This window comes from Hydrogenophaga sp. ZJX-1 (genome assembly GCF_048590325.1).
Lineage (GTDB): Bacteria > Pseudomonadota > Gammaproteobacteria > Burkholderiales > Burkholderiaceae_C > Hydrogenophaga.
In genome coordinates this window covers 450,860-476,302 of record NZ_JBMBRA010000002.1, presented here as the reverse complement: position 1 = coordinate 476,302, position 25,443 = coordinate 450,860, and the positions used below count along the sequence as shown (strand labels likewise).

The 25,443-nt window shown below is 64.1% G+C and carries 32 protein-coding genes, 1 tRNA gene and 1 pseudogene; 28 read left to right on the top strand and 6 right to left on the bottom strand.

Going from position 1 to position 25,443, the window contains the following annotated elements; translation table 11 throughout:
- Window positions 1-145 precede the first annotated feature (145 nt).
- Complete coding sequence (locus ACN5W5_RS07015; protein ID WP_177137270.1) at window positions 146-1,105, top strand: hydrogen peroxide-inducible genes activator; 960 nt, start codon at window positions 146-148, stop codon at window positions 1,103-1,105.
- Between the two features lie 127 nt (window positions 1,106-1,232).
- Complete coding sequence (locus ACN5W5_RS07010) at window positions 1,233-2,150, top strand: 4-hydroxybenzoate octaprenyltransferase (protein ID WP_420047816.1); 918 nt, start codon at window positions 1,233-1,235, stop codon at window positions 2,148-2,150.
- On the opposite strand, the gene proC is transcribed toward ACN5W5_RS07010, so the two are convergent.
- From proC to ACN5W5_RS06995, 3 genes are all read right to left on the bottom strand, one after another.
- Window positions 2,151-2,978: a pyrroline-5-carboxylate reductase gene (gene proC / locus ACN5W5_RS07005; protein ID WP_420047815.1), complete on the bottom strand. Its 828-nt coding sequence runs from the start codon at window positions 2,976-2,978 to the stop codon at window positions 2,151-2,153.
- Between the two features lie 158 nt (window positions 2,979-3,136).
- A complete protein-coding gene (gene glpK, locus ACN5W5_RS07000) occupies window positions 3,137-4,630 on the bottom strand; it encodes a glycerol kinase GlpK (RefSeq protein ID WP_420047814.1) in 1,494 nt (497 codons plus the stop codon).
- A 25-nt stretch (window positions 4,631-4,655) separates the two neighbouring features.
- Window positions 4,656-5,438: a DeoR/GlpR family DNA-binding transcription regulator gene (locus ACN5W5_RS06995; protein WP_420047813.1), complete on the bottom strand. Its 783-nt coding sequence runs from the start codon at window positions 5,436-5,438 to the stop codon at window positions 4,656-4,658.
- A 153-nt stretch (window positions 5,439-5,591) separates the two neighbouring features.
- Between ACN5W5_RS06995 and ACN5W5_RS06990 the strand changes: the two genes are divergently transcribed.
- The 26 genes from ACN5W5_RS06990 (at window position 5,592) to ACN5W5_RS06865 (ending at window position 22,623) form a co-directional block, all read left to right on the top strand.
- Complete coding sequence (locus tag ACN5W5_RS06990; protein ID WP_420047812.1) at window positions 5,592-6,674, top strand: ABC transporter ATP-binding protein; 1,083 nt, start codon at window positions 5,592-5,594, stop codon at window positions 6,672-6,674.
- Window positions 6,671-7,741, top strand: a complete 1,071-nt coding sequence (locus ACN5W5_RS06985) for an ABC transporter ATP-binding protein (RefSeq protein WP_420047811.1) — start codon at window positions 6,671-6,673, stop codon at window positions 7,739-7,741. The genes ACN5W5_RS06990 and ACN5W5_RS06985 overlap by 4 nt, the downstream gene beginning before the upstream one ends.
- Window positions 7,738-8,631 (top strand): carbohydrate ABC transporter permease, encoded by an 894-nt coding sequence (locus ACN5W5_RS06980; protein WP_226464747.1) that lies wholly within the window; start codon window positions 7,738-7,740, stop codon window positions 8,629-8,631. Before ACN5W5_RS06985 ends, ACN5W5_RS06980 begins: the two co-directional genes overlap by 4 nt.
- Window positions 8,624-9,436 carry a carbohydrate ABC transporter permease gene (locus tag ACN5W5_RS06975; protein ID WP_177137278.1) on the top strand — a complete coding sequence of 271 codons (813 nt, stop codon included), beginning with the start codon at window positions 8,624-8,626 and terminating at the stop codon, window positions 9,434-9,436. The genes ACN5W5_RS06980 and ACN5W5_RS06975 overlap by 8 nt, the downstream gene beginning before the upstream one ends.
- A gap of 126 nt (window positions 9,437-9,562) precedes the next feature.
- Entirely contained in the window at window positions 9,563-9,871 is a 309-nt protein-coding gene (locus ACN5W5_RS06970) for a DUF2160 domain-containing protein (protein WP_420047810.1), read from the top strand.
- A gap of 107 nt (window positions 9,872-9,978) precedes the next feature.
- The gene (locus ACN5W5_RS06965; RefSeq protein ID WP_420047809.1) at window positions 9,979-11,712 is read left to right on the top strand and encodes an ABC transporter substrate-binding protein; all 1,734 of its coding nucleotides are present in this window, start codon (window positions 9,979-9,981) and stop codon (window positions 11,710-11,712) included.
- Between the two features lie 68 nt (window positions 11,713-11,780).
- The gene (locus ACN5W5_RS06960; RefSeq protein ID WP_420047808.1) at window positions 11,781-13,400 is read left to right on the top strand and encodes an FAD-dependent oxidoreductase; all 1,620 of its coding nucleotides are present in this window, start codon (window positions 11,781-11,783) and stop codon (window positions 13,398-13,400) included.
- Window positions 13,401-13,571: 171 nt separating this feature from the next.
- A complete protein-coding gene (gene rplN / locus ACN5W5_RS06955; RefSeq protein WP_009514936.1) occupies window positions 13,572-13,940 on the top strand; it encodes a 50S ribosomal protein L14 in 369 nt (122 codons plus the stop codon).
- 9 nt (window positions 13,941-13,949) lie between these two features.
- A complete protein-coding gene (gene rplX / locus ACN5W5_RS06950) occupies window positions 13,950-14,270 on the top strand; it encodes a 50S ribosomal protein L24 (RefSeq protein ID WP_177137282.1) in 321 nt (106 codons plus the stop codon).
- Window positions 14,271-14,272: 2 nt separating this feature from the next.
- The gene (gene rplE / locus ACN5W5_RS06945) at window positions 14,273-14,812 is read left to right on the top strand and encodes a 50S ribosomal protein L5 (protein ID WP_177137283.1); all 540 of its coding nucleotides are present in this window, start codon (window positions 14,273-14,275) and stop codon (window positions 14,810-14,812) included.
- Between the two features lie 8 nt (window positions 14,813-14,820).
- Window positions 14,821-15,126, top strand: coding sequence for a 30S ribosomal protein S14 (gene rpsN, locus ACN5W5_RS06940; protein WP_177137284.1), 306 nt, complete (start codon window positions 14,821-14,823; stop codon window positions 15,124-15,126).
- 18 nt (window positions 15,127-15,144) lie between these two features.
- Window positions 15,145-15,540, top strand: a complete 396-nt coding sequence (gene rpsH, locus ACN5W5_RS06935; RefSeq protein WP_177137285.1) for a 30S ribosomal protein S8 — start codon at window positions 15,145-15,147, stop codon at window positions 15,538-15,540.
- 23 nt (window positions 15,541-15,563) lie between these two features.
- Window positions 15,564-16,097, top strand: coding sequence for a 50S ribosomal protein L6 (rplF, locus tag ACN5W5_RS06930; protein WP_420047807.1), 534 nt, complete (start codon window positions 15,564-15,566; stop codon window positions 16,095-16,097).
- Between the two features lie 11 nt (window positions 16,098-16,108).
- Window positions 16,109-16,474, top strand: coding sequence for a 50S ribosomal protein L18 (gene rplR, locus ACN5W5_RS06925; protein WP_177137287.1), 366 nt, complete (start codon window positions 16,109-16,111; stop codon window positions 16,472-16,474).
- Window positions 16,475-16,492: 18 nt separating this feature from the next.
- Complete coding sequence (gene rpsE, locus ACN5W5_RS06920; protein ID WP_177137288.1) at window positions 16,493-17,011, top strand: 30S ribosomal protein S5; 519 nt, start codon at window positions 16,493-16,495, stop codon at window positions 17,009-17,011.
- A gap of 11 nt (window positions 17,012-17,022) precedes the next feature.
- Window positions 17,023-17,205, top strand: a complete 183-nt coding sequence (rpmD, locus tag ACN5W5_RS06915; RefSeq protein ID WP_056268982.1) for a 50S ribosomal protein L30 — start codon at window positions 17,023-17,025, stop codon at window positions 17,203-17,205.
- A gap of 16 nt (window positions 17,206-17,221) precedes the next feature.
- Complete coding sequence (rplO, locus tag ACN5W5_RS06910) at window positions 17,222-17,653, top strand: 50S ribosomal protein L15 (protein WP_177137289.1); 432 nt, start codon at window positions 17,222-17,224, stop codon at window positions 17,651-17,653.
- A gap of 23 nt (window positions 17,654-17,676) precedes the next feature.
- On the top strand, window positions 17,677-18,996 hold the full coding sequence (gene secY / locus ACN5W5_RS06905) for a preprotein translocase subunit SecY (RefSeq protein ID WP_420047806.1): 1,320 nt from the start codon (window positions 17,677-17,679) through the stop codon (window positions 18,994-18,996).
- Window positions 18,997-19,005: 9 nt separating this feature from the next.
- The gene (gene infA, locus ACN5W5_RS06900; protein ID WP_177137291.1) at window positions 19,006-19,224 is read left to right on the top strand and encodes a translation initiation factor IF-1; all 219 of its coding nucleotides are present in this window, start codon (window positions 19,006-19,008) and stop codon (window positions 19,222-19,224) included.
- A gap of 44 nt (window positions 19,225-19,268) precedes the next feature.
- The gene (gene rpmJ / locus ACN5W5_RS06895) at window positions 19,269-19,382 is read left to right on the top strand and encodes a 50S ribosomal protein L36 (protein ID WP_084236402.1); all 114 of its coding nucleotides are present in this window, start codon (window positions 19,269-19,271) and stop codon (window positions 19,380-19,382) included.
- Window positions 19,383-19,404: 22 nt separating this feature from the next.
- The gene (gene rpsM / locus ACN5W5_RS06890) at window positions 19,405-19,770 is read left to right on the top strand and encodes a 30S ribosomal protein S13 (RefSeq protein ID WP_420047805.1); all 366 of its coding nucleotides are present in this window, start codon (window positions 19,405-19,407) and stop codon (window positions 19,768-19,770) included.
- 18 nt (window positions 19,771-19,788) lie between these two features.
- On the top strand, window positions 19,789-20,193 hold the full coding sequence (rpsK, locus tag ACN5W5_RS06885) for a 30S ribosomal protein S11 (RefSeq protein ID WP_066091821.1): 405 nt from the start codon (window positions 19,789-19,791) through the stop codon (window positions 20,191-20,193).
- Between the two features lie 163 nt (window positions 20,194-20,356).
- Window positions 20,357-20,980 (top strand): 30S ribosomal protein S4, encoded by a 624-nt coding sequence (gene rpsD / locus ACN5W5_RS06880; protein WP_177137293.1) that lies wholly within the window; start codon window positions 20,357-20,359, stop codon window positions 20,978-20,980.
- Window positions 20,981-21,073: 93 nt separating this feature from the next.
- A complete protein-coding gene (locus ACN5W5_RS06875) occupies window positions 21,074-22,060 on the top strand; it encodes a DNA-directed RNA polymerase subunit alpha (RefSeq protein WP_177137294.1) in 987 nt (328 codons plus the stop codon).
- Between the two features lie 73 nt (window positions 22,061-22,133).
- Window positions 22,134-22,529: a 50S ribosomal protein L17 gene (gene rplQ, locus ACN5W5_RS06870; protein ID WP_177137295.1), complete on the top strand. Its 396-nt coding sequence runs from the start codon at window positions 22,134-22,136 to the stop codon at window positions 22,527-22,529.
- A 17-nt stretch (window positions 22,530-22,546) separates the two neighbouring features.
- A tRNA-Met gene (locus ACN5W5_RS06865) sits at window positions 22,547-22,623 on the top strand.
- An 87-nt stretch (window positions 22,624-22,710) separates the two neighbouring features.
- On the opposite strand, the pseudogene ACN5W5_RS06860 reads toward ACN5W5_RS06865, so the two are convergent.
- From ACN5W5_RS06860 to ACN5W5_RS06850, 3 genes and pseudogenes are all read right to left on the bottom strand, one after another.
- Window positions 22,711-23,299 (bottom strand): annotated as a pseudogene (locus ACN5W5_RS06860) (IS3 family transposase); the annotation flags it as partial.
- 211 nt (window positions 23,300-23,510) lie between these two features.
- Window positions 23,511-24,449 carry an NAD(P)H-dependent flavin oxidoreductase gene (locus ACN5W5_RS06855; protein ID WP_420047804.1) on the bottom strand — a complete coding sequence of 313 codons (939 nt, stop codon included), beginning with the start codon at window positions 24,447-24,449 and terminating at the stop codon, window positions 23,511-23,513.
- Window positions 24,450-24,452: 3 nt separating this feature from the next.
- On the bottom strand, window positions 24,453-25,439 hold the full coding sequence (locus ACN5W5_RS06850) for an NAD(P)H-dependent flavin oxidoreductase (protein WP_420047803.1): 987 nt from the start codon (window positions 25,437-25,439) through the stop codon (window positions 24,453-24,455).
- Window positions 25,440-25,443 lie beyond the last annotated feature (4 nt).

Here is a 25,443-nt window from a genome sequence, read left to right as displayed (position 1 = left end):
TCAGCCGCGACCGGCGCGCATGACCCAACCCAGGATGCCTGGGAACCGGCTTTGCCGGGCCACTCGCATCGCCCCTCGGGGGGTGACGCCGAAGGCGGCGCGGGGGGATCCCCTCCCCGTGGCGCGGGGGGAGCAAAATACCCCCATGACGCTCACCGAACTCAAATACATCGTGGCCGTGGCGCGCGAGAAGCACTTCGGCAAGGCGGCCGAGGCCTGTTTTGTCTCGCAACCGACGCTCTCCGTGGCGATCAAGAAGCTCGAAGAAGAGCTGGAGCTCAAGATTTTCGAACGCAATGCGAGCGAAATCGCGGTCACGCCACTGGGCGAAGAGATCGTGCGCCAGGCGCAGACCGTGCTCGAACAGGCCGCCGGGATCAAGGAGATCGCCAAGCGTGGCAAGGACCCGCTGGCCGGCCCGCTGCGGCTGGGGGTGATCTACACCATCGGGCCGTATCTGTTGCCCAATCTGGTGCGTCAGGTGATCGAACGCACGCCGCAGATGCCCCTGATGCTGCTGGAGAACTTCACCACCAAACTGCTGGAGCAGCTGCGCCTGGGCGAGATCGATTGCGCCATCCTGGCCGAGCCGTTCCCGGACACCAACCTGGCCATCGCGCCGCTGTACGACGAGCCGTTCCTGGCGGCGGTGCCGGTCGGGCACCCGCTGGCGCAGCAGAAATGTGTCACCACCGAAGAACTCAAGCGCGAGACCATGCTGCTGCTGGGAACGGGCCATTGTTTCCGCGACCATGTGCTGGAGGTCTGTCCCGAATTTGCCCGGTTTTCGAGTGACACCGAGGGCATCCGCAAGAGCTTCGAAGGCTCGTCGCTGGAAACCATCAAGCACATGGTGGCCGCGGGCATGGGCGTGACCCTGGTGCCGCGCCTGTCGGTGCCGAGCTCGGCGCTGGATGGGGCACCCAACGCGGGCCAGGACTTCGGCGATTCGTCGTTCGTGCGTTACCTGCCGTTTGAGGGCGAGGCCCCGACCCGGCGGGTGGTGCTCGCCTGGCGGCGCAGTTTCACGCGTTACGAGGCGATTGCCGAGTTGCGCAATGCGGTGTACGCCTGCGAGTTGCCAGGCGTCAAAAGGCTGTCTTGAGTTGAATTCCCCCTGCGCCGCTTCGGATCTTTCCCCCCCAGGGGGACCACACCAGCAGCCCGGCGAGCCGGTTCTGCGGTGTGCTGGATGACCCGGCGCGCCCACGCACTTGCTGTGTTTTATCTTGATGTCCCGACTGAATCTCTATCTTGATCTGATCCGCTGGAACCGCCCGGCGGGCTGGCTGTTGCTGTTGTGGCCTTCGCTGGGGGCTCTCTGGGTGGCGGCGGGTGGCTTTCCCGGCCTGCACCTGCTGCTGGTCTTTGTACTCGGCACCATCCTCATGCGCAGCGCCGGTTGCTGCGTCAACGACGTGGCCGACCGCGAGTTCGACAGACACGTCAAGCGGACCGCGCAGCGCCCGGTGACCAGTGGGCGTGTGGGCGTGAAAGAAGCACTGGGTGTGGGCGCCGCGCTCGCTTTCGTGGCCTTCCTGCTGGTGCTCACCACCAACGTCGCCACCATCGCCTGGTCGGTGCTGGGCCTGGCGCTGTCGCTGGTCTATCCCTACGCCAAACGGTATGTGTCCATGCCGCAGGCGGTGCTGGGCGTGGCCTTCAGTTTCGGCATCCCGATGGCGTTCTCGGCCGTGAATGGTGGGCCAGCGCTGGAGCTGTTCAGCGGCACTGCGCCCTGGAACGCGCTGGGTTTCTGGTCGGGCGTCTGGCACAGCGTGCCGCCCGTGGCCTGGGTGCTGATGGCGGGCAACCTGTTCTGGGTGCTGGCCTACGACACGGAATACGCCATGGTGGACCGCGACGATGACCTGCGCATCGGCATGAAGACCTCGGCCATCACGCTGGGCGACGCCGACGTGCCCGCCGTCACGGCGTTTTACCTGGTTTTCCTGGGCATCTGGACCGCCGCGCTGTGGTCCCTGGTGACCCCCTGGGTCTGGGGCGCCATGCTGGTGGTGGCGGTGGCCCAGGTGGCCTGGCATTTCCAGCTGATCAAGGACCGCACCCGGGACGGCTGCTTCAAGGCCTTCCGCCTCAACCACTGGCTGGGGTTCACGGTGTTCGTCGGTGTGGTGCTCGGGGTCTGATCAGGCGCCGAATTCTTTACCCAATTCAGCGGCGCGTCGTTGCGCTGCAAACAGCGCCTCTTCAAACTTGATCTTCACGTCGCTGGCGTCCATCGACGTGATCGCCGCGTAGGTGGTTCCGCCCTTGGACGTGACCCGTTCGCGCAGCGTTTGCAGCGGCTCGCTGGAACGCTGGGCCAGGGTGGCCGCGCCGATGAAGGTGCCGATGGCGAGCTGTTGCGCCACCTCGGGCGCGAGGCCCATGCGGGTGCCAGCGTCGCGCATGGCTTCGAGGAAATAGAACACGTAGGCCGGGCCGGAGCCCGAGAGGGCGGTCACGGCGTCCAGGTCCGACTCCACGTTCACCCAGACCAGCTCGCCGGTGGTGCGCACCACGCGTTCGACCAGGGCCCGGTCGGCGTCCGAGACGGCGGCGCGGGCCATCAGCCCGGTCATGCCCAGGCCGACCAGGGCGGGGGTGTTGGGCATGGCGCGCACGATGCGCTGCGTCTGCAGCCAGCCGGCCATGCTCTCGCTGGTGATGCCGGCGGCCACGCTCAGGTGCAGGGCGTTGCCGAGGAAGGGTCCTGCGGCCAGCGCGGCGTCCTTGAAAGTCTGCGGCTTCACCGCCCAGACCACGAGATTCGAGGGTTTCAGGTCAGCGCTGGCGGCAGGCAGGATGGACATGCCCGGGAACTGCTGCGCCAGCTTCGCGCGCTGCTCGTCCCAGGGTTCGACCACCTGCAGGGCGGCGCTGGGGTGGCCCTGGCGGACCAGGCCGCCGATGATGGCGCTGGCCATGTTGCCGCCGCCGATGAAGGTGATGATGGGGTGGGTGGGTGCGTTCATGCCACGATTGTCGCCCGAGGCGCAGCGGCCCTGTGTACCCCGTGTAGCGCATCCGGAGCGATGTCTCTCCCTCCGAGGATGCCGCGGAACCGGCTTTGCCGGGCCGCAGGCATCGCCCCCCTCTGGGGGGTGACGCGAAGCGGCGCGGGGGGAGGCGGCTACGCCGCCGTCGTCTGTCTAACGGCGTGTTCCCACCGCGCCATTTTTTCCGCCGCCCGTTCGCGCGACAGCGTGGGGTGGAAGGTGCGCTCGGCGCGCCACTGTTTGGACAGTTCGTCCAGCCCGGCGTACACCCCGCTGTGCAGGCCGGCCAGGTAGGCCGCGCCCAGCGCGGTGGTTTCGATCACCGCCGGGCGCACCACCGGGATGCCCAGCAGGTCGGCCTGGAACTGCATCAGCAGGTCGTTGACGCAGGCGCCGCCGTCCACCCGCAGCTCGCTCACGGGCACGCCGCCGGCCGCGATCGCGTCGCGGCTCATGGCGTCGAGCAGGGCCGCGCTCTGGAACGCGATGCTCTCCAGCGCCGCGCGCGCGATGTGGGCCATGGTGGTGCCGCGCGTCAGGCCCGTGATGCTGCCGCGCGCGTCGGCCTGCCAGTAGGGCGCGCCCAGGCCGGTGAAGGCGGGCACCAGCACCACCCCACCCGCGTCGGGAACGCTCTCGGCCAGGGCCTGCACCTCGCTGCTGGACTCGATGGCGCGCAGCCCGTCGCGCAGCCATTGCACCACGGCGCCGCCGATGAACACGCTGCCTTCCAGCGCGTACTGTGGTGCGCCGGGGGGCTGGGCCGTGGCGGTGGTGATCAGGCCGTTCTGGCTGGTCTGGAACCGCTCGCCGGTGTGCATGAGCATGAAGCAGCCGGTGCCGTAGGTGTTCTTGGCCATGCCGGCCGAGAAGCAGGCCTGGCCGAACAGGGCGCTTTGCTGGTCGCCGGCCACGCCGCCGATCGCCAGCGGCGCGCCCAGCCATTCGGCCTGGATGTCGCCGAAGTGCGCGCTCGACGGCAGGGCCTCGGGCATCAGGCTGGGCGGGATGTCGAGCAGGGCCAGCAGCTCGTCGTCCCAGCGCTGGCTGTGCACGTTGAACAGCATGGTGCGCGAGGCGTTGCTGATGTCGGTGACGTGGCGTGCGCCGCCCGTGAGCTGCCAGATCAGCCAGCTGTCGACCGTGCCGAAGGCGAGTTCGCCGCGTTCGGCCTGTTCGCGTGCGCCGGGCACGTGGTCCAGCATCCACTGGAGTTTGGTGCCGGAGAAATAGGCGTCGATGCGCAGGCCGGTCTTCTGCTGCACGGTGTCGCTCAGGCCGCGCTCGCGCAGTTCGGCGCAGGCGGCTTCGGCACGCCGGTCCTGCCAGACGATGGCGTTGTACACCGGCGCGCCGGTGCGCCGGTTCCACAGCAGGGTGGTCTCGCGCTGGTTGGTGATGCCCACGGCGCGGATGTCGCTCGCTTTCAGACCGGCCTTGGCCAGGGCCTCGCGGGCGGTTTCCAGCTGCGTGGTCCAGAGGTCGCGCGGGTCGTGTTCCACCCAGCCCGGCTGCGGGTAGATCTGGCGGAACTCGCGCTGCGCCATGGCCACCACGTGGCCGTCGCGGTCGAACACGATGCTGCGCGAACTGGAAGTGCCCTGGTCCAGGGCGAGCAGGTAGGTCATGGTTTGTCTCGCTGGGGTTGTGGCGTCAGGCGGGGTCGTCCGTGCGGTCGGCCACCACGCATTCGACGTGGCCCTGCGCCATCAGCTCGCCAAAAGGCGGGGGCGGCGGCGCGTCGGTGAACACCACGTCGATCTCGTCGAGCCGGGCCAGTTCCACCATGGCGGGCCGGTTGAACTTGCTGTGGTCGGCGGCGAGCCAGACCTCGCGCGACTGCTCGACGATGGTGCGCGCCACCTTCACCTCGCGGTAGTCGAAGTCGCGCAGTGTGCCGTCGGACTCGATGCCGCTGATGCCGATCAGGCCGATGTCCACCTTGAACTGGCGCATGAAGTCCACCGTGGCCTCGCCCACGATGCCCTGGTCGGCGCCGCGCACCAGGCCACCGGCCACGATCACCTCGCAGTCGGGGTTGGTGCTCAGCAGCGCGGCGATGTGCAGGTTGTTGGTGATCACCCGCAGGCCGCGGTGGCGCAGCAGTTCGTGGCCCACCGCCTCGATCGTGGTGCCGATGTTGAGGATCAGCGAACAGCCGTTGGGCACCCGCTGCGCGATGGCGCGCGCGATGGCGCGTTTGGCCTCGGACTGCATGGCCTGGCGCTGCCGGTAGGCGATGTTTTCGGTGGTCGATCCCGGCAGGCGCACGCCGCCGTGAAAGCGCGAGAGCAGGCCGGCCTCGGCCAGGCGCTGCACGTCGCGGCGCACGGTCTGCAGGGTCACGCCAAAACGTTCGGCCAGGGCTTCGATGGTCTGCGGGCCGCGGGCGCGCACGTCATCGAGCAGCTGGGTGTGTCGGGGTGCGAGGTTCATACGGGGGATTCTGAAACAGGACAACCCGAACATAACGGAAATCAAATTTTTGCCCTTAAGGGTAAATACCGAATAAAAAAGAACATAAACGAACAATAGAATCGCCAAAACGAAAACACCCGATCCGGGTGGCGGCCTTCTTCTGGACCTGAAATGCAGCTCTCTCTGGAATACGTGGGGAAAACGGTCGGACCATCTGTCCACCTCTATCCCCAGAGCCTGACCCCGGTGCCCGGCGCGGTCACGGTCTTGCTGGGCGCGACCCAGGCCGGCAAGACCAGCCTGATGCGCCTCATGGCCGGGCTGGACGTGCCCAGCACCGGCCGGGTGCTGGTGGACGGCATCGACGTCACCGGGGTGCCGGTGCGCGAACGCAACGTGGCCATGGTCTACCAGCAGTTCATCAACTACCCCTCGATGACGGTGGCCGACAACATCGCCTCGCCGCTGAAACTGCGTGGCCTGCCGCGCGCCGCGATCGACACCCAGGTGCGGCAGCTCGCCGAGCGCCTGCACATCGACATCTTTCTGGACCGCCTGCCGGCCGAGCTCTCCGGTGGCCAGCAGCAGCGCGTGGCGCTGGCCCGCGCCCTGGCCAAAAACGCGCCCCTGATGCTGCTGGACGAGCCGCTGGTGAACCTGGACTACAAGCTGCGCGAAGAGCTGCGCGAGGAACTGACCCAGCTGTTCGCGGCGGGCGACTCCACCGTGGTCTACGCCACCACCGAGCCTGGCGAGGCGCTGCTGCTGGGCGGCTACACGGCGGTGATGGACGCGGGCGAGCTGCTGCAATACGGGCCGACCGCCGAGGTCTTTCACGTGCCCAAATCGATCCGCGTGGCGCGTGCCTTCAGCGACCCGCCGATGAACCTGCTGGCGGCCGAGGTGGTCGACGGTGGCGTGCAGCTGGGTGGCGGGCCGCGCCTGACCGTGAACCTGCCCGAACGCGCCGCCCGCGCGCTGACGGTGGGCGTGCGCGCCAGCGCGATGCGGGTGCACCGGCGCGAGGGCGATGTGACCCTGCCCGGCACCGTGGAACTGGCCGAAATCTCGGGCTCCGACACCTTTGTGCACGTGCACACCGGCGTGGGCGAGGTGGTGGCCCAGCTCACCGGTGTGCACGACTTTGAGCTCGGCAGCCCCATCACCCTGCACCTGAACCCGGCGCAGGCCTATGTGTTCGACCAGGCGGGCGACCTGCTGGTGGCGCCCGAGCGCAAGGGAGCGTCTCAATGAGCCGTATCGATCTGGACCTCGCGCACTCGTACAAGCCGAACCCGAAAGAGGATGCCGACTACGCGCTGCTGCCGCTGAAGATGAGCTTCGAAGACGGTGGCGCCTACGCCTTGCTCGGCCCTTCGGGCTGCGGCAAGACGACCATGCTCAACATCATGTCCGGCCTGCTCGTGCCGTCGCATGGCAGCGTCAAGTTCGACGGCCAGGACATGACCCGCGCCACGCCGCAGCAGCGCAACATCGCCCAGGTGTTCCAGTTCCCGGTCATCTACGACACCATGACCGTGGCTGAGAACCTGGCCTTTCCGCTGAAGAACCGCAAGGTGCCGGCGCACCAGATCCAGGCCCGCGTGGGTCAGATCGCCGAGATGCTGGAGATGAGCCACCAGCTCGACATGCGCGCCGCCGGCCTGAGCGCCGATCAGAAACAGAAGATTTCGCTGGGCCGTGGTCTGGTGCGGCCCGACGTGTCGGCCGTGCTGTTCGACGAGCCGCTGACCGTGATCGACCCGCACCTGAAGTGGCAACTGCGCCGCAAGCTCAAGCAGATCCACCACGAGCTCAAGCTGACCCTGATCTACGTGACGCACGACCAGGTGGAGGCGCTGACCTTTGCCGACCAGGTGGTGGTGATGACGCGTGGCAAGGTGGTGCAGATGGGCACGCCCGAGGCCTTGTTCGAGCAGCCGGCCCACACCTTCGTGGGCCACTTCATCGGCTCGCCGGGCATGAACTTCCTGCCCGCGAACGTGACCGACGGCGCCCTCAGCGTGGGTGGCCTCAGCCTGAGCGCGGACCGCGAACTGCCCGCGGGCGACCTCAAGCTGGGCATCCGGCCCGAATACCTGCGGCTGGTGCCGGTCGGCGCGATCGGTGCCTTGCCCGCCACCGTGCGCCAGGTGCAGGACATCGGCACCTACCTGCTGGTGACCTGCGACGTGGCCGGCCAGACCCTCAAGGCGCGCCTGGCACCCGACACCACGCCGCCCGCGGTGGGCGACCGCGTGGGGCTGCAGGTGCTGGGCGAACACACCTGCTATTACAAGAACGAGGAGCTCATGGCATGAGCGTGACCACCAAACCCGTGAACCAGAAAGCCTGGTTCCTGATCCTGCCGGTCTTCATCTGCGTGGCCTTCTCGGCCATCCTGCCGCTGATGACGGTGGTGAACTACTCGGTGCAGGACATCATCTCGCCCGAGCGGCGCGTCTTCGTCGGCACCGAATGGTTCGCCGCCGTGATGCGCGACGAAGACCTGCACGCCGCGCTGTGGAACCAGCTGAAGTTCTCGGGCGCCGTGCTGCTGGTGGAGATCCCGCTGGGCATCGCGCTGGCGCTGTCCATGCCGGCCGCGGGCTGGAAGGCCTCGGCCACGCTGGTGATCGTGGCGCTGTCGCTGCTGATCCCCTGGAACGTGGTCGGCACCATCTGGCAGATTTTCGGCCGCGCCGACATCGGCCTGATGGGCGCCACCCTGCAGCGCCTGGGCATCGAGTACAGCTACACCGGCGACGCCTTGCACGCCTGGCTCACCGTGCTGCTGATGGACATCTGGCACTGGACGCCGCTGGTGGCGCTGCTGGCCTACGCCGGCCTGCGCAGCATCCCCGACGCGTACTACCAGGCCGCGCGCATCGACGGCGCCAGCAAGTTCGCGGTGTTCCGCTACATCCAGCTGCCCAAGATGCGCGGCGTGCTGATGATCGCCGTGCTGCTGCGCTTCATGGACTCTTTCATGATCTACACCGAGCCCTTCGTGCTCACCGGCGGCGGCCCCGGCAACGCCACCACCTTCCTCAGCCAGTACCTGACGCAGAAGGCCGTGGGCCAGTTCGACCTCGGCCCGGCGGCGGCGTTCTCGCTGATCTATTTCCTCATCATCCTGCTGTTCTGCTTCGTGCTCTACAACTGGATGCAACGCCTGGGACAAACCGAGAAGGAGGGCGGCCATGAATGATCGCCGGTTCAAGAAACGCACGATCTTCCTGATCGCTTACCTGGTCTTCGCCCTGTTGCCCATCTACTGGATGGTCAACATGAGCTTCAAGACCAACCAGGAAATCCTCTCCAGCTTCAGCCTGCTGCCGCAGGCCTTCACCTGGGACAACTACAAGACCATCTTCACCGACGAGTCCTGGTACTCGGGCTACATCAACAGCTTGATCTACGTGGCGATCAACACCACGATCTCCCTCACGGTGGCGCTGCCCGCGGCCTACGCCTTCAGCCGCTACAGCTTCCTGGGCGACAAGCACGTGTTCTTCTGGCTGCTGACCAACCGCATGACGCCGCCCGCCGTGTTCCTGCTGCCGTTCTTCCAACTCTACACCACGGTCGGCCTGATGGACACCCACCTGGCGGTGGCGCTGGCCCACCTGCTGTTCAACGTGCCGCTGGCGGTGTGGATTCTCGAAGGCTTCATGAGTGGCATCCCGCGCGAGATCGACGAGACCGCCTACATCGACGGCTACAGCTTCCCGCGCTTCTTCCTCACCATCTTCCTGCCGCTGATCAAGGCCGGTGTGGGCGTGGCGGCCTTCTTCTGTTTCATGTTCAGCTGGGTCGAGCTGCTGCTCGCCCGTACGCTCACCAGCGTCAACGCCAAACCCATCGTGGCGACCATGACCCGGACCGTGAGCGCCAGCGGCATGGACTGGGCCACGCTGGCCGCCGCAGGGGTGCTGACCATCGTGCCCGGCGCGATCGTGATCTGGTTCGTGCGCCACTACATAGCCAAAGGCTTCGCCATGGGGAGAGTGTGAGGATGGGTACCCCCCGCGCGCCTTCGGCGCTACCCCCCGGTGGGCGCCGCTGGCGGCCCTGCAAAGCCGGTTCCGCGGCGGCCTGGGATGGGCGGCACTTCGCTCGCAATAAATGGGAGATATCGCATGTTTGAGTGGATGGCGTGGACCACGCCCGTGGCCATATTTTTCACCTGCATTGTTTTGATGCTCGCGGGCATGACGGTGTGGGAACTCAAGTCGCCCACGACGATGCGCAAGGGCTTCTTGCCCATGGCCACCACGCGGGGCGACCGCCTGTTCATCGGCTTGCTCGGGGCGGCCTACATCAACCTCGCCTTTGTCGGCATGGCCGGGTGGATCACCGAGTGGATGTCGCTGGAGCAGGAGCCCAGCATCTGGATCTCGTTCGTGGTGTCCATGGTCTGGCTGGTCTGGACCTTGCGCAAGGGTTGAGCCGCAGTCGGGACCGTTTTCTCTTTCCGTTGAATTCGGCCCATTGCTTCCCCGGGGCCGAGCCTTCAGCGTCAACACCGGGGAAGCACATTGCTAGAGGAGACAACATGAAATTTCGTCATACCGCACTGGCCGTCGCGGCCATCGCGGCCCTGGGATGCAATCTGGCCTGGGCCGATGCCGCCGCGGCCAAAAAATGGATCGACAGCGAGTTCCAGCCCTCCACCCTGAGCAAGGACCAGCAGGCCGCCGAGATGAAGTGGTTCATCGACGCCGCCGCCAAGCTCAAGGCCAAGGGCGTGAACGAAATCTCGGTGGTATCCGAAACCATCACCACGCACGAGTACGAGTCGAAAACACTGGCCAAGGCCTTCACCGAGATCACCGGCATCACCGTCAAGCACGACCTGATCCAGGAAGGCGACGTGGTTGAAAAACTGCAGACCTCCATGCAGTCGGGCAAATCGATCTACGACGGCTGGATCAGCGACTCCGACCTGATCGGCACCCACTACCGCTACGGCAAGATCATGAACCTGACCGACTACATGTCGGGCAAGGGCAAGGAATACACCAACCCCGGTCTGGACCTCAAGGACTTCATCGGCACCAGCTTCACCACCGGCCCCGACAAGAAGCTCTACCAGCTGCCCGACCAGCAGTTCGCCAACCTGTACTGGTTCCGCGCTGACCTGTTTGCGCGCCAGGACCTGAAAGACAAGTTCAAGGCCAAATACGGCTACGACCTGGGTGTGCCGCTCAACTGGAGCGCCTACGAAGACATCGCCGCCTTCTTCAGCGAAGACGTGAAGACCATCGACGGCAAGCCCATCTATGGCCACATGGACTACGGCAAGAAAGACCCGTCGCTGGGCTGGCGTTTCACCGACGCGTGGCTCTCGATGGCCGGCACCGCCGACATCGGCATCCCCAACGGCAAGCCGGTCGACGAGTGGGGCATCCGCGCCTCCGCCGACGGCTGCACGCCGCTGGGTGCGAGCGTCTCGCGCGGCGGCGCCACCAACTCGCCGGCCGCCGTCTATGCGCTCACCAAGTACGTCGACTGGATGAAGAAGTACGCGCCGAAAGAAGCCAGCGGCATGACCTTCGGTGAAGCCGGCCCCGTGCCGGCCCAGGGCCAGATCGCCCAGCAGATCTTCTGGTACACCGCCTTCACCGCCGACATGACCAAGAAGGGCCTGCCGGTCGTGAACGCCGACGGCACGCCGAAGTGGCGCATGGCCCCCGGCCCGAACGGCCCGTACTGGAAGCAGGGCATGCAGAACGGCTACCAGGACGTGGGCTCGTGGACCTTCTTCGAGAAGCACGACGAGAACAGGACCGCGGCCGCCTGGCTCTACGCGCAGTTCGTGACCGCCAAGACCACCTCGCTCAAGAAGACCATCGTCGGCCTGACCCCGATCCGCGAGAGCGACATCCAGAGCAAGGCCATGACCGACATGGCGCCCAAGCTCGGTGGCCTGGTCGAGTTCTACCGCAGCCCGGCGCGTGTGGCCTGGACCCCCACCGGCACCAACGTGCCCGACTACCCCAAGCTGGCCCAGCTCTGGTGGCAGAACGTGGCCCAGGCCGTGACCGCCGAGAAAACGCCCCAGCAGGCCATGGACAACCTGGCCGAACAGATGGACCAGGTGATGGCCCGTCTGGAACGCGCCGGCATGGACCGCTGCGCGCCCAAGCTCAACAAGAAGGAAGACCCGAAGAAATGGTTGAGCGACAAGGGTGCGCCGTGGGCGAAGCTGGCCAACGAGAAGCCCAAGGGTGAGACCATTGCCTACGACCAGTTGCTCAACGCCTGGAAGAACGGCAAGGTCCGCTGAGGACGCCTGAACGATCGAGTCGCAACCGCCCCTTGCGCCAACCGGCGCAAGGGGCCAGCCCCAACACCATGAAACGCGCAGAACTGCTCCAATCGCTGTCCCGAAACCCCCTGTTTGATCTGGCGGTGGTGGGCGGCGGCGCCACCGGCCTCGGGGTGGCGCTGGATGCCGCGCTGCGCGGTTTCTCCGTGGTGCTGCTGGAGTCGCACGACTTCGCCGGCGGCACTTCTTCACGTTCCACCAAGCTGCTGCACGGCGGGGTGCGTTACCTGGCGCAGGGCAATGTGGCCCTGGTGCGCGAGGCGCTGGCCGAGCGCGCCACGGTGCTGCGCATCGCGCCCCACCTGGCGCAGCCGCTGCCTTTTGTCATGCCGTCCTATGGCTGGTGGCAGACCCCGTTCTACGGCGCGGGGCTCAAGCTGTACGACCTGATGGCCGGGCGCGCCGGGCTGGGCCGCACCGCGTTCCTGAGCCGTCGGCAGACCCTGGAGGCCTTGCCGGGGGTGAATCCCCAGGGGCTGCATGGCGGCGTGCAGTACTGGGACGGTCAGTTCGACGACGCCCGGCTGGCCCTGGCCCTGGCGCGCACCGCCGAAGCCGCGGGCGCGCTGGTGTTGAACTACGCCCGGGTCACGGCGGTGCGTCGTCTGGACGACGCTGGCCACCCGGTCTCCGAGCTCGATGTGAGCGATCGCTTTTCTGAAGAACGCTACAAAGTGCGGGCCAGATGCGTGGTCAACGCCACCGGCGTCTGGGTCGACGAGCTGCGGGCCCATTCCAGCGGCGCAAGCGCCCAAAATGCGCCCCAGCGCATGGTCAGCCCTAGCCAGGGCGTGCACGTGGTGGTGGACCGCGAGTTCCTGCCGGGCGACCACGCGCTGCTGGTGCCCAAGACGCGTGATGGCCGGGTGCTGTTTGCCGTGCCCTGGTTGGGCAAGCTGGTGCTCGGCACCACCGACACGCCGCGCCAGGACCTGCCCCGCGAACCCGATGCCTTTGCCGAGGAGCTGGATTTCATCCTGAGCGAGGCTGGTCACGTGCTGAGCCGCCCGGTCACGCGGGCGGACATCCGCAGCATCTGGGTGGGCTTGCGCCCGCTGGTGGCGCCCCCGGAAACCACCGAGGGAGGCACCAAGGTCCTGTCGCGCGAGCACACCATCGCGGTGGATGCCAATGGCCTCGTCACTGTCACGGGCGGCAAATGGACCACCTACCGGGCCATGGCCGAAGATGTGCTGGACCGCTGCTTCGCGAGCGCACTGCTGCCCCGGCGCCCTGGCGGCTTGAGCGAACGCCACACGCTGCTGGGTGCCCCCGGGCCCCAAGCGCCAGCCACGCCGATCTATGCCCCGCCAGGTCTGCATCTGTATGGAACGGAGAAAAAGCGGGTGCTGGACTGCCCGGGACACGACCGATCCCTGGGCATGGGACTGACCGAGGCCATGGTGCGCTACGCCGTACGCCATGAGCATGCCCACACGGTGGAAGATGTGCTGGCCCGACGCTGGCGGGCCCTGTTCCTGGACGCCCGGGCCGCGGCGGGCATGGCGCCGGATGTCGCCACGATCCTGCTCCAGGAGCAGGCCGCGGACCCGGCGCTCGACCGCTTTCTGTCGCTGTGCGACCACTATTTGCCGAGTCGCACCGCCGTTTTCGCGCAAAAGCCGGTTGACAAGCCAAAGATGTAGTGCAATAATTTGCGGCTTCGCTGTAAAAAAGCGAAGTTATCCGCCCACCGACGCGGGTTGTGTCCAGTCTGCAGCAGGTCTGCAGGGTTGATGCGGCTGGCAACGACGGGCCCAAGACTGATCACTCCCGGCCGTGGTGGCTGGGGGGATTCAAGTTGGGACTTAAATCAAATGATTCAAACGCAATCTCGACTCGATGTTGCTGACAACACGGGCGCCAAGTCCGTGATGTGCATCAAAGTGCTGGGCGGCTCCAAGCGCCGTTACGCCAGCGTGGGTGATGTCATCAAGGTCAGCATCAAGGAAGCAGCGCCGCGTGGCCGCGTCAAAAAAGGCGAGGTGTACAACGCTGTGGTGGTTCGCACCGCCAAGGGCATCCGTCGTCAGGACGGCGCCCTGATCAAATTCGACGGCAACGCTGCAGTGTTGCTTAACGCCAAGCTGGAGCCTATCGGCACCCGCATCTTCGGACCGGTGACGCGCGAGCTGCGCACCGAGAAGTTCATGAAGATCGTGTCGCTGGCACCCGAGGTTCTCTGAGGAATCATCATGAACAAGATTCGTAGTGGCGATGAAGTCATCGTGATTGCCGGTCGCGACAAGGGCAAGCGCGGCAAGGTTGTGCTGCGCGCCGACGACAGCAAGCTGGTGGTCGAGGGTGTCAACATCGTGAAGAAGCATGCCAAGCCGAACCCCATGAAGGGCATCACCGGCGGCATCATCGAGAAGACCATGCCGATCCACCAGTCCAACGTGGCCATTTTCAATGGCGCCACGGGCAAGGCGGATCGTGTGGGTATCAAGCTCCTGGCTGACGGCAAGAAGACGCGCGTCTTCAAGTCCAGCGGCGAAGAAATCAAGGCGGCCTGAACATGACACGCTTGCAAGAAATCTACCGCGACAAGATCGCGCCCTCTTTGGTCGAAAAATTCGGCTACAAGTCGGTCATGGAAGTGCCCCGCATCACCAAGATCACGCTCAACATGGGTGTGAGCGAGGCGGTTGCCGACAAGAAGGTCATGGACAACGCCGTGGGCGACCTGACCAAGATCGCTGGCCAGAAGCCGGTGGTGACCAAGGCCCGCAAGGCCATCGCGGGTTTCAAGATCCGCGAGCAGCAGCCCATCGGCTGCATGGTGACCCTGCGCGGTGCCCGCATGTACGAATTCCTCGACCGTTTCGTCACCGTGGCCCTGCCCCGGGTGCGTGACTTCCGTGGTATTTCCGGCAAGGCGTTCGACGGCCGTGGCAACTACAACATCGGCGTCAAAGAGCAGATCATCTTCCCTGAGATCGAGTACGACAAGGTTGATGCCTTGCGCGGCCTCAACATCAGCATCACGACAACCGCCAAGAACGACGAAGAGTGCAAGGCTCTGCTGGTTGGTTTCCGTTTCCCGTTCAAGAACTGAGGTGGCGCGTGGCTAAACAAGCACTACTGCAACGTGAACTCAAGCGCGAAAAACTCGCGGCCAAGTTCGCCAAAAAATACGCTGAGCTGAAGTCGGTGTCGACCAGCGCAAAGCACTCTGACGAAGAGCGTGATGCAGCCCGTCTGGCGCTGCAAAAAATGCCCCGCAACGCGAACCCGACCCGTCAGCGCAACCGCTGCGAGATCACCGGTCGCCCGCGTGGCACCTTCGCCCACTTCGGCCTGGCTCGCGCCAAGGTCCGTGAAATGGCGTTTGCCGGTGAAATCCCCGGCATCACCAAAGCCAGCTGGTAAGCCCTAGGAGAACCACAAATGAGCATGAGTGATCCTATCGCTGACATGTTGACCCGCATCCGCAACGCGCAGATGGTCGAAAAGGCCAGCGTAACGATGCCGGCCTCCAAGGTCAAAGCCGCGATTGCCCAAGTCCTGAAGGACGAAGGTTACATCGACGGATTCCAGGTCAAGAGCAATGACGGCAAGAGCGAACTCGAAATCGCTCTCAAGTACTACGCTGGCCGTCCGGTGATCGAGCGTATCGAGCGCGTCAGCCGTCCTGGCCTGCGTGTTTACCGCGGCCGAAACGCCATCCCCCAGGTCCAGAACGGTCTGGGTGTGGCCATCGTCACCACACCGCAGGGTGTGATGACCGACCGCAAGGCGCGCGCTACCGGTGTCGGTGGTGAAGTCCTGTGTTACGTCGCCTGATGCGGGCATTGAGGAGCAACTGAATGTCACGTATTGGTAAACTGCCGGTCGCCGTCCCAGCTGGGGTGGAAGTGGCCGTCAAAGACGACCTGATCAACGTCAAGGGTGCACTGGGTGCCCTGGCGCTGGCGCAAAACGCGCTGGTGAAAGTTGAAAACAACGCTGGCTCGCTGTCGTTCACCCCGGTGAACGAGTCCCGCGAAGCCAATGCCATGTCCGGCACCATGCGTCAGCTGGTGAACAACATGGTCAATGGTGTGAGCAAGGGCTTCGAGAAGAAGCTCACCCTGCTCGGCGTGGGCTACAAGGCCCAGGCTCAGGGGACCAAGCTCAACCTCACCGTCGGCTACTCCCACCCTGTGGTGATGGACATGCCTGCTGGTATCAAGGTGGAAACCCCGACGCCGACCGAAATCCTGATCAAGGGTTCTGATCGTCAACGCGTGGGTCAGATCGCTTCCGAAGTGCGCGCTGTGCGCCCTCCCGAGCCCTACAAGGGCAAGGGCATCCGTTATGCGGATGAGAAGGTCGTGATCAAGGAAACCAAGAAGAAATAAGGATCAGGATCATGTTGACGAAAAAAGAGCAACGTCTCCGCCGGGCACGCCAGACGCGCATCCGCATTGCGCAGCAAGGCGCCGTCCGCCTGACTGTGAACCGCACCAACCTGCACATCTACGCCAACGTCATCTCCGACGACGGCGCCAAGGTGCTGGCCTCTGCCTCCACGGCCGAAGCCGAAGTGCGGGCGCAGATCGGTGGTGCTGGCAAGGGTGGCAACACCGCTGCAGCGCAACTGGTCGGCAAGCGCATCGCTGAAAAGGCCAAGGCCGCTGGCATCGAGAAGGTGGCGTTTGACCGTTCCGGTTTTGCCTACCACGGCCGGGTGAAAGCCCTGGCAGACGCGGCCCGCGAAGCCGGCCTGCAGTTCTGATCAAACGGAATACACAAAATGGCTAAATTTACGGCTAATGTAAAAAACGAAGCGAGTGACGACGGTCTGCGCGAGAAGATGATCGCGATCAACCGCGTGACCAAAGTGGTCAAGGGCGGTCGCATCCTCGGCTTCGCAGCGCTCACCGTGGTTGGCGATGGCGATGGTCGCGTCGGCATGGGCAAAGGCAAGGCCAAAGAAGTTCCGGTGGCTGTGCAAAAGGCCATGGAAAAGGCCCGCCGCAACATGATCAAGGTGTCGTTGAAGAACGGTTCCCTGCACCACAGCGTGCACGGCGAACACGGCGCTTCCAACGTCATGATGCTGCCAGCTTCCAAGGGTACCGGTATCATCGCTGGCGGCCCGATGCGCGCTGTCTTCGAAGTGCTGGGCATCACCGACGTCGTGGCCAAAAGCCATGGCTCGAGCAACCCCTACAACCTGGTGCGCGCCACGCTGGACGCACTGAAGAACTCGACCACGCCCGCCGACGTGGCTGCCAAGCGCGGCAAGTCGGTCGAAGACATCCTGGGCTGATTGGAGCGATCATGACCACACAAAACACCGTCAAGGTCCAACTGGTGCGCAGCCCCATTGGTACCAAGCAATCCCACCGCGACACCGTGCGCGGCCTGGGCCTGCGCAAGCTCAACAGCACCAGCGAACTGCAGGATACGCCTGCCGTGCGAGGCATGATCAACAAGATCAGCTACCTGGTCAAGGTACTCTGAACCGGAGTCGCAAGACATGGAACTCAATAGCATCAAGCCCCAAGAAGGCGCCAAGCACGCCAAGCGTCGTGTTGGCCGTGGCATCGGCTCCGGCCTGGGTAAAACCGCTGGTCGTGGTCACAAGGGCCAGAAATCGCGTTCGGGTGGCTACCACAAGGTGGGCTTTGAAGGCGGTCAGATGCCTATGCAACGCCGTCTGCCCAAGCGTGGCTTCAAGTCAGCCCTGCTTCAGTTCAACGCTGAAGTGACCCTGACGGACATCAGTGCGCTCGACGTGGCTGAAGTCGACATCCTGGTTTTGAAGCAGGCGGGCCTGGTGGCCAACCTGGCCAAACGCGTCAAGGTCATCAAGACCGGTGAAATCACCCGTGCCGTGACCCTGAAGAACATCGGCGCAACCGCCGGTGCGAAGCAGGCGATCGAAGCCGCTGGCGGCTCGCTGGTCTGACCGGACACAAGCGAAGGCAAGCTGTGGCAACTGGATCCGCAACTCTGGCCAAAACAGGCAAGTTCGGCGACCTGCGTCGCCGATTGGTGTTCCTGTTGCTGGCCTTGGTGGTTTACCGTATCGGGGCGCACATTCCCGTGCCCGGGATCGACCCTGCGCAACTGGAACAGTTGTTCAAAGGCCAGGCGGGCGGCATTCTGAGTCTGTTCAACATGTTCTCTGGCGGCGCCTTGTCACGGTTCACCGTGTTCGCGCTGGGGATCATGCCGTACATCTCCGCTTCCATCATCATGCAGCTCATGACCTACGTGGTTCCCACGTTTGAGCAGCTGAAGAAGGAAGGCGAAGCCGGTCGTCGCAAGATCACCTCCTACACCCGTTATGGCACGCTCGGGCTGGCCATCTTCCAGGCCATGGGCATTGCCTTGGCGTTGGAAGGTCAGCAGGGACTCGTGATCGACCCCGGCATGGCGTTTCGCCTGACGGCAGTGGTCAGTCTGGTCGCGGGGACGATGTTCCTGATGTGGCTGGGTGAGCAGATCACCGAGCGCGGTCTGGGCAATGGCATCTCGATCCTGATCTTCGCCGGCATTGCCGCAGGTCTGCCGAGCGCTATTGGTGGGTTGCTGGAGCTGGTGCGCACGGGTGCGATGAACATCCTGGTGTCTCTTCTCATCATCGCCTTGGTGGTTCTGGTGACCTACTTCGTGGTGTTTGTTGAGCGTGGTCAGCGCAAGATTCTTGTGAACTACGCTCGCCGCCAGGTTGGCAACAAGGTGTACGGCGGCCAGTCGTCCCACCTGCCGCTCAAGCTCAACATGGCTGGTGTGATTCCACCGATCTTCGCATCGAGCATCATCCTGTTGCCCACGACCGTCGTGAGCTGGGTGAGCACGGGTGACTCGACCCGTTGGCTGCGCGACATTGCTGCGGCTTTGTCTCCCGGGCAGCCGATCTATGTGGGCCTGTACGCTGCTGCGATCATCTTTTTCTGCTTTTTCTACACCGCTCTGGTGTTCAACAGCCGCGAAACGGCTGACAACCTGAAGAAGAGCGGCGCATTCATTCCGGGCATTCGTCCGGGTGACCAGACCGCGCGCTATATCGACAAGATTCTGTTGCGACTGACTTTTGTCGGTGCGATCTACATCACTGCGGTGTGTCTGTTGCCGGAGTTCCTGATTTTGAAATACAACGTGCCGTTCTATTTTGGCGGCACCTCTCTACTGATCATCGTGGTGGTCACCATGGATTTCATGGCCCAGGTGCAAAACTACATGATGTCGCAGCAATATGAATCGCTGCTGAAAAAGGCCAACTTCAAGACCTCCGTCGGCAACTGATTCAGTCGTATGTCCAAGGACGATGTGATCGAGATGCAGGGCGAGGTGATTGAAAACCTGCCCAACGCAACTTTCAGGGTCAAGCTGGAAAACGGCCATGTGGTCTTGGGGCATATCTCAGGGAAGATGCGGATGCATTACATCCGCATCCTGCCAGGGGACAAGGTCAAAGTGGAGCTCACGCCCTATGACCTGACCCGGGCGCGGATTGTTTTTCGATCGAAGTAACGAGCGGTTGTTTTGAGAATTTTTGGAATATCTAGGAGAAAACTATGAGAGTTTCAGCTTCGGTCAAGAAAATGTGCCGCAACTGTAAGATCATCAAGCGTCACGGGATTGTGCGGGTCATCTGCACCGATCCCCGTCACAAGCAGCGTCAAGGCTGATCGGTTCGTTTAGAGGAACATCATGGCTCGTATTGCAGGCATTAACATTCCGCCGCACAAGCACGCCGAAATCGGCTTGACGGCAATTTTTGGCATTGGCCGTACCCGCGCTCGCAAAATTTGCGAAGCTTGCGGCATCGACTACACCAAGAAAATCAAGGACCTGACCGACGCAGAACTCGAAAAAGTTCGCGACCAGGTTGGCGTTTTCACGATCGAAGGCGATCTGCGCCGCGAAACGACCATGAACATCAAGCGTTTGATGGACATTGGTTGCTACCGTGGTTTCCGCCATCGCCGTGGCCTGCCAGTGCGTGGTCAGCGCACCAAGACCAATGCCCGCACCCGCAAGGGACCGCGCAAGGCAGCCCAGTCGCTGAAGAAATAAACGGTTTGAAGGACCCTCATGGCTAAGTCACCCAACAGCGCCGCATCCGCACGCGTTCGCAAGAAAGTCCGCAAGAACATTGCCGACGGCATTGCCCACGTGCACGCTTCGTTCAACAACACCATCATCACCATCACCGACCGCCAAGGCAACGCATTGTCCTGGGCTTCGTCGGGTGGTCAGGGTTTCAAAGGCTCGCGCAAGTCGACGCCTTTTGCCGCCCAGGTGGCTTCCGAGGTGGCTGGTCGTGCTGCCATCGAGCAGGGCATCAAGAACCTGGACGTCGAGATCAAGGGCCCTGGCCCAGGTCGCGAGTCTTCGGTGCGTGCTCTGGGTGCCCTCGGCATCCGCATCAACTCGATCGCCGATGTGACGCCTGTGCCTCACAACGGCTGCCGCCCGCAGAAACGCCGTCGCATCTGACGCCGTACCGCCTAGCGCGGTATACTCAAAAGCTTTTCTCAGCGCCACCGCAGTCTCTGCGGTGGCATTTTTTGCTAAGCCCACCGCCATCCCATTCAGGGTATGGCTCCCGCAATGGCATCTCCGCGATGCCGGTTGTGGCAGATAACTCAAGGAACCCAACGTGGCACGTTACCTCGGCCCCAAGGCCAAACTTTCCCGCCGTGAAGGCTCAGACCTGTTGCTCAAGAGCGCCCGCCGTTCCATCAGCGACAAGGCCAAGTTCGACTCCAAGCCCGGCCAGCACGGCCGCACCTCGGGTCAGCGCACCTCCGATTTCGGCCTGCAGCTGCGCGAGAAGCAAAAGGTCAAGCGCACCTATGGCGTGCTCGAGCGCCAGTTCCGTCGTTACTTCGCGGAAGCCGATCGCCGCCGTGGCAACACCGGCGCCAACTTGTTGTTCCTGCTCGAAGCACGTCTTGACAACGTGGTCTTCCGCATGGGCTTTGCCTCGACCCGCGCCGAAGCGCGCCAGATCGTGTCGCACAAGGCGATCACCGTCAACGGCCAGTCGGTCAACATCCCTTCTTACTCGGTGAAGGCCGGTGATGTCATCGCCGTGCGCGAGAAGTCGAAGAAGCAAGCCCGCGTGATCGAAGCGCTGGAACTGGCCAAGCAGATCGGTTTCCCTGCCTGGGTCGACGTGTCCGTCGACAAGGCTGAAGGCGTTTTCAAGAAGTCGCCTGATCGCGACGAATTTGCCTCCGACGTCAACGAATCGCTGATCGTCGAACTGTATTCCCGTTAATTTCGTTCCCGGTCACTGCTTCATCGCAGCGGCCGGGCCATGCTCCGTCTGCCTTATCGGTGTAACGAGCCGAGGGTACTGAAGGAAGTCTGAATGCTGAACAATCTGCTCAAGCCCAAAACAATCAACGTCGAGCAAATTTCGACCAATCGCGCCAAAGTGACTCTGGAGCCCTTCGAGCGTGGCTATGGGCACACGCTGGGCAACGCGCTGCGTCGCGTGCTGTTGTCCTCCATGACGGGCCACGCGCCCACCGAAGTCACCATCGCGGGGGTGGTGCACGAGTACTCTTCCATTGACGGCGTGCAGGAAGACGTTGTCAACATGCTGCTGAACCTCAAGGGCGTGGTCTTCAAGTTGCACAACCGCGACGAAGTGACCCTGAGCCTGCGCAAGGACGGCGAAGGCTTGGTGACGGCGGCTGACATCCAGACGCCGCACGACGTCGAGATCGTCAACCCCGGACACGTCATTGCCACCCTGTCGGCCGGCGCCAAGCTGGACATGCAGATCAAGGTCGAAAAAGGCCGTGGCTATGTGCCGGGCAGCCTGCGTCGCAACGACGACCAGTCACGTTCACTGGGCCGCATCGTGCTCGACGCTTCGTTCTCGCCCGTGAGGCGCGTGAGCTACACCGTTGAAAGCGCCCGCGTTGAGCAGCGTACCGACCTCGACAAGCTGGTTCTGGAAATCGAAACCAACGGTTCCATCGGTCCGGAAGAAGCCGTTCGTGCTTCGGCCAAGATCCTGGTGGAACAACTGGCGGTGTTCGCTCAGCTTGAAGGCGTGGAACTGTCGGCATTCGACGCCCCTGCCCAGCGCAGCTCGCAGCAGTTTGATCCGATCCTGCTGCGTCCGGTGGACGAGCTCGAACTCACGGTGCGTTCGGCCAACTGCCTCAAGGCGGAAAACATCTATTACATCGGTGACCTGATCCAGCGCACCGAGAACGAGCTGCTCAAGACCCCCAACCTGGGTCGCAAGTCGCTCAACGAAATCAAGGAAGTGCTCGCTTCGCGCGGCCTGACCTTGGGTATGAAGCTCGAAAACTGGCCACCGGCTGGTCTCGACAAGCACTGAACTCGTCGATCAAAGTCTGACGAACTCCCAGTACCTGACACGGCTGGGGGCAAAACACTGAAAGGAATTCACCATGCGTCACGGACACGGACTTCGCAAACTCAACCGCACCAGCGAGCACCGCCTCGCCATGCTGCGCAACATGATGAACTCGCTGCTCACGCACGAAGTCATCAAGACCACGGTGCCCAAGGCCAAAGAGCTGCGCCGCGTGGTTGAACCCATGATCACCCTGGCCAAAGTGGCCACTGTGGCCAACCGCCGCCTGGCGTTTGACCGTCTGCGCGACCGCGATGTGGTCGTCAAGCTGTTCAACGAGCTGGGCCCGCGCTTTGCTGCACGTCCCGGTGGCTATACCCGCATCCTCAAGATGGGGTACCGCGTGGGTGACAATGCACCCATGGCGCTGGTCGAACTGGTGGACCGCGCAGAAGATGCCGCTCCAGCGGCAGATGACGCCAAAGCGTGATAGAATACAAGGCTTGACGCGGAGTGGAGCAGCCTGGTAGCTCGTTGGGCTCATAACCCAAAGGTCGCAAGTTCAAATCTTGCCTCCGCAACCAATAAAATCAAGCACTTAGCTTGTCAAAAAGCCCACGGTAACGTGGGCTTTTTTGTTTTGGCCCATCCGTAGCCCATTTTTAGCCCTACTGGCTATCCTGGTCCGAGTGGTGCAGCAGGGCCACAGGTTCGCCCCGGCGCCACACGGCCATCATCAGCGCATCCACCACGAGTTGCGACGTCATGCTCTCCTGCATCGGCCAGCCCACGATGCACCGGCGAGTACAAGTCCAGCACCGCCGCCACGTACAACCAGCTCTCGGCCGTCCAGATGCAGGTGAAGTCGGCCACCCACTTCTGGTTTGGGTCGTCGGCCTGGAACTGGCGGTCCAGCACTTTGTCGGCCAGCGCGCTGCGCGCGCCACGGTCTTTGGGCAGTCCACGTCGTCGGGGCCGGGCACGCAGAGCCTGCTCGCGCATGAGCCGCTCGAAGCGGTGCAGACCACAAGCCTGGCCTTACGCCAGCACGTCGTGCCACACACGGCGTGCGCCGTAGGTGCGGTCGCTGCGTACGAAGCTCTGGCGCACTTGCGCGCTCAGCACATTGCTGAGGCCGCGCCGGCTCCTGGGCCGTGTGAGCCACGCGCAGAAGCCACCTCGCGAGACACCGAGCGCATCACACATCAGATTGACCGGGCAGACCCCTCGGGGCTTCGCCACAAGGCCGAACTTCACATTGGGCCACAGTCACGCCACGCGCGGTGACCAGCTCGACCGCCTCGAGCTTGAACTCGCGACTGAATGTCCCTCTTCTCTCCATGAACCACCTCCGGTTTCATCTTCCGCCTTGACAAGGTGTCTGTGAAACCAGCAGCAGCCCAAACCCCGGTGCCACCGATGTCGTGCGAGCAATCCATCACCCTTCAAGAGCTTCCTGGCCAACCGCACATCAACCTGCAGTCACAAACTCCGCCCGCAAGGTCTCGACCAACTCTGCCACCGAAGGAATCGACGTCACGCCCGACACCGCGTGACCCGCGCTCCACAGGTCTTGCCAGCGCTGGATGACCGCGGTGTCGGCACCGCCGCCGAACTTGGTCCTCGCCTCGGCCACCGTCACGGTCTCGTCCAGCTCGTCCGGATTCAGACCTACGCGCTCGATCGAGGGTTTCAGGAAGTTGGCCGGCAAGCCGGTGAAGGCCCGGGTCACCAGGATGTCGTCGAGCGAGGTTTCCGTGAGCATCTGTTTGTAGGCCTGAGCGCCCAGGCTTTCGCGTGTGGCCACGAAGCGCGTGCCGAAAGAGCCCAGGTCGCAGCCCAGCACCGTGGCGGCCTTCAACGCCACGCCATCCGACATGCCTCCGGCCAGAACGATGGGGCCGTCGAAGATCGCCCGCACCGCGCGGACGAAGGAGAACGGATTGGCCCATCCGGTGTGCCCTCCCGCGCCGGCTGTCAGCAGGACCAGGCCATCGGCGCCCGCTTCGATGGCGCGCTCGGCGTGGTGCACCGAGGCCACGTCGGCCAACACCATGCAGCCTCCATCGTGCAGGGCCGGGATCACGGCGGCGGGTGAGCCCACGCTGGTGATGACCACTTCGGTGCGGTGTTGAACGATCAGCTTGGCCTCCGCCATCACGCGCGCCGGATCGCGGCGCATGATGAGGTTGGGACAAAAGGGCGCGCGCCGGGGGTTGTCGGAAGCGGCCCGGCTCAGGCGCCCGAGCCAGTCGCCGAACTCGTCCAGCGACGCGCAGTTGGCGGTCGGGAAGGCGCCCACCACACCGGCTTCGCAGGCGGCGGACACCAGTTCATACCCCGACACGCGCAGCATGGGTGCGGCGATCGCGGGGATGGTCAGGCGGTCCAGAAAAGGCAGTTGCTTCATCTTTTATCTCCGTTGAGCGTGTGCTTGAAAAGCGTGTCGGGCCTCGTCGATCAAGTCCGACACGATGGCCGACAGCGGCTCGATGCGTTGGGCGAACGCGATGGCGGGACCGAGCGACAACATGCCCCGGTTCCAGTCGCCGGTGGCATAGCAGCCATCGCGTGCGGCGGTGCCCTTGATGAGGTCGCCGAAGGCGGCGTGGTCCATGGCGCCCGAGCGTTCGAGCGCTTCGATCTGCTGCGCGGTGTCGTTGCGCAGCACCCGCCAGGTGTTGCCCAGCGACTGCAGCACCCGCACCGTGGCGTGTTCATCGCAGGTCAGCAGGTGCGCCTTGTAGTCGTGGTGGGCGCTGATCTCTTCGCAGACCAGAAAGCGCGAGCCCATCAACACGCCGTCGAGCCCCTGCACCAGCGCAGCGGCGATCTGCCGGCCGTGGCCGATGCCGCCACCGAGCACCAGCGGCACACGGAACTGGTCCACGGCCAGCGCCCCCATCAACATGGTGGGCAGTTCGTTGACGCCGGGATGGCCGCCTTCCTCCATGCCGATCAAGGCGACCGCGTCGGCACCCGCGCGCTCGGCGGCGAGGCCGTGGCGGATGCTGGAGGCTTTGTGGATCACGATGGCGCCCGCCGCGTGCAGCGTGCCGATGAGGCCGTCCGGCCGGTAGCCCGCCGTCTCGAAATGGCGCACGCCATGGGCCAGCGCGATCTCGGTCCAGCGCTGGACCGATTGGTTGGCTTCGGGGCGGCTGGAGAGCGTCAGGTTGACCCCGAAGGGCCGGCCCGCGCTCAGGTCCGTGCACACCTCGATCGCCTCGGCAAAAGCCTCGTCGCTGGCAAAGGAGCGTGGCGTGATGAAGCCCATGCCACCGGCGCGGGCCAGCGCGGCCACGTAGCGGGCGTCCGACAACCACATGAGCCCGCCACCCAGGATCGGGTGTTCGATGCCCAGGAGCTCGGTCAGCCGGGTGCGAAACGGCGCCGCCATCGGT

What these genes read in the sequence shown, in the direction of transcription:
- rpsE (WP_177137288.1), top strand. Translation starts at nt 16,493, where the DNA reads ATGGCTAAATTTACGGCTAATGTAAAAAACGAAGCGAGTGACGACGGT.
- ACN5W5_RS06980 (WP_226464747.1), top strand. Translation starts at nt 7,738, where the DNA reads ATGAGCGTGACCACCAAACCCGTGAACCAGAAAGCCTGGTTCCTGATC.
- rplF (WP_420047807.1), top strand. Translation starts at nt 15,564, where the DNA reads ATGTCACGTATTGGTAAACTGCCGGTCGCCGTCCCAGCTGGGGTGGAA.
- ACN5W5_RS07010 (WP_420047816.1), top strand. Translation starts at nt 1,233, where the DNA reads ATGTCCCGACTGAATCTCTATCTTGATCTGATCCGCTGGAACCGCCCG.
- rplE (WP_177137283.1), top strand. Translation starts at nt 14,273, where the DNA reads ATGACACGCTTGCAAGAAATCTACCGCGACAAGATCGCGCCCTCTTTG.
- ACN5W5_RS07015 (WP_177137270.1), top strand. Translation starts at nt 146, where the DNA reads ATGACGCTCACCGAACTCAAATACATCGTGGCCGTGGCGCGCGAGAAG.
- ACN5W5_RS06990 (WP_420047812.1), top strand. Translation starts at nt 5,592, where the DNA reads ATGCAGCTCTCTCTGGAATACGTGGGGAAAACGGTCGGACCATCTGTC.
- rpsK (WP_066091821.1), top strand. Translation starts at nt 19,789, where the DNA reads ATGGCTAAGTCACCCAACAGCGCCGCATCCGCACGCGTTCGCAAGAAA.
- ACN5W5_RS06850 (WP_420047803.1), bottom strand. Translation starts at nt 25,439, where the DNA reads ATGGCGGCGCCGTTTCGCACCCGGCTGACCGAGCTCCTGGGCATCGAA.
- ACN5W5_RS06995 (WP_420047813.1), bottom strand. Translation starts at nt 5,438, where the DNA reads ATGAACCTCGCACCCCGACACACCCAGCTGCTCGATGACGTGCGCGCC.
- rplO (WP_177137289.1), top strand. Translation starts at nt 17,222, where the DNA reads ATGGAACTCAATAGCATCAAGCCCCAAGAAGGCGCCAAGCACGCCAAG.
- ACN5W5_RS06875 (WP_177137294.1), top strand. Translation starts at nt 21,074, where the DNA reads ATGCTGAACAATCTGCTCAAGCCCAAAACAATCAACGTCGAGCAAATT.
- infA (WP_177137291.1), top strand. Translation starts at nt 19,006, where the DNA reads ATGTCCAAGGACGATGTGATCGAGATGCAGGGCGAGGTGATTGAAAAC.
- rpmJ (WP_084236402.1), top strand. Translation starts at nt 19,269, where the DNA reads ATGAGAGTTTCAGCTTCGGTCAAGAAAATGTGCCGCAACTGTAAGATC.
- rplX (WP_177137282.1), top strand. Translation starts at nt 13,950, where the DNA reads ATGAACAAGATTCGTAGTGGCGATGAAGTCATCGTGATTGCCGGTCGC.
- rpmD (WP_056268982.1), top strand. Translation starts at nt 17,023, where the DNA reads ATGACCACACAAAACACCGTCAAGGTCCAACTGGTGCGCAGCCCCATT.
- ACN5W5_RS06970 (WP_420047810.1), top strand. Translation starts at nt 9,563, where the DNA reads ATGTTTGAGTGGATGGCGTGGACCACGCCCGTGGCCATATTTTTCACC.
- rplN (WP_009514936.1), top strand. Translation starts at nt 13,572, where the DNA reads ATGATTCAAACGCAATCTCGACTCGATGTTGCTGACAACACGGGCGCC.
- ACN5W5_RS06960 (WP_420047808.1), top strand. Translation starts at nt 11,781, where the DNA reads ATGAAACGCGCAGAACTGCTCCAATCGCTGTCCCGAAACCCCCTGTTT.
- rplR (WP_177137287.1), top strand. Translation starts at nt 16,109, where the DNA reads ATGTTGACGAAAAAAGAGCAACGTCTCCGCCGGGCACGCCAGACGCGC.
- ACN5W5_RS06855 (WP_420047804.1), bottom strand. Translation starts at nt 24,449, where the DNA reads ATGAAGCAACTGCCTTTTCTGGACCGCCTGACCATCCCCGCGATCGCC.
- ACN5W5_RS06985 (WP_420047811.1), top strand. Translation starts at nt 6,671, where the DNA reads ATGAGCCGTATCGATCTGGACCTCGCGCACTCGTACAAGCCGAACCCG.
- glpK (WP_420047814.1), bottom strand. Translation starts at nt 4,630, where the DNA reads ATGACCTACCTGCTCGCCCTGGACCAGGGCACTTCCAGTTCGCGCAGC.
- ACN5W5_RS06975 (WP_177137278.1), top strand. Translation starts at nt 8,624, where the DNA reads ATGAATGATCGCCGGTTCAAGAAACGCACGATCTTCCTGATCGCTTAC.
- rpsM (WP_420047805.1), top strand. Translation starts at nt 19,405, where the DNA reads ATGGCTCGTATTGCAGGCATTAACATTCCGCCGCACAAGCACGCCGAA.
- proC (WP_420047815.1), bottom strand. Translation starts at nt 2,978, where the DNA reads ATGAACGCACCCACCCACCCCATCATCACCTTCATCGGCGGCGGCAAC.
- ACN5W5_RS06965 (WP_420047809.1), top strand. Translation starts at nt 9,979, where the DNA reads ATGAAATTTCGTCATACCGCACTGGCCGTCGCGGCCATCGCGGCCCTG.
- rplQ (WP_177137295.1), top strand. Translation starts at nt 22,134, where the DNA reads ATGCGTCACGGACACGGACTTCGCAAACTCAACCGCACCAGCGAGCAC.
- rpsH (WP_177137285.1), top strand. Translation starts at nt 15,145, where the DNA reads ATGAGCATGAGTGATCCTATCGCTGACATGTTGACCCGCATCCGCAAC.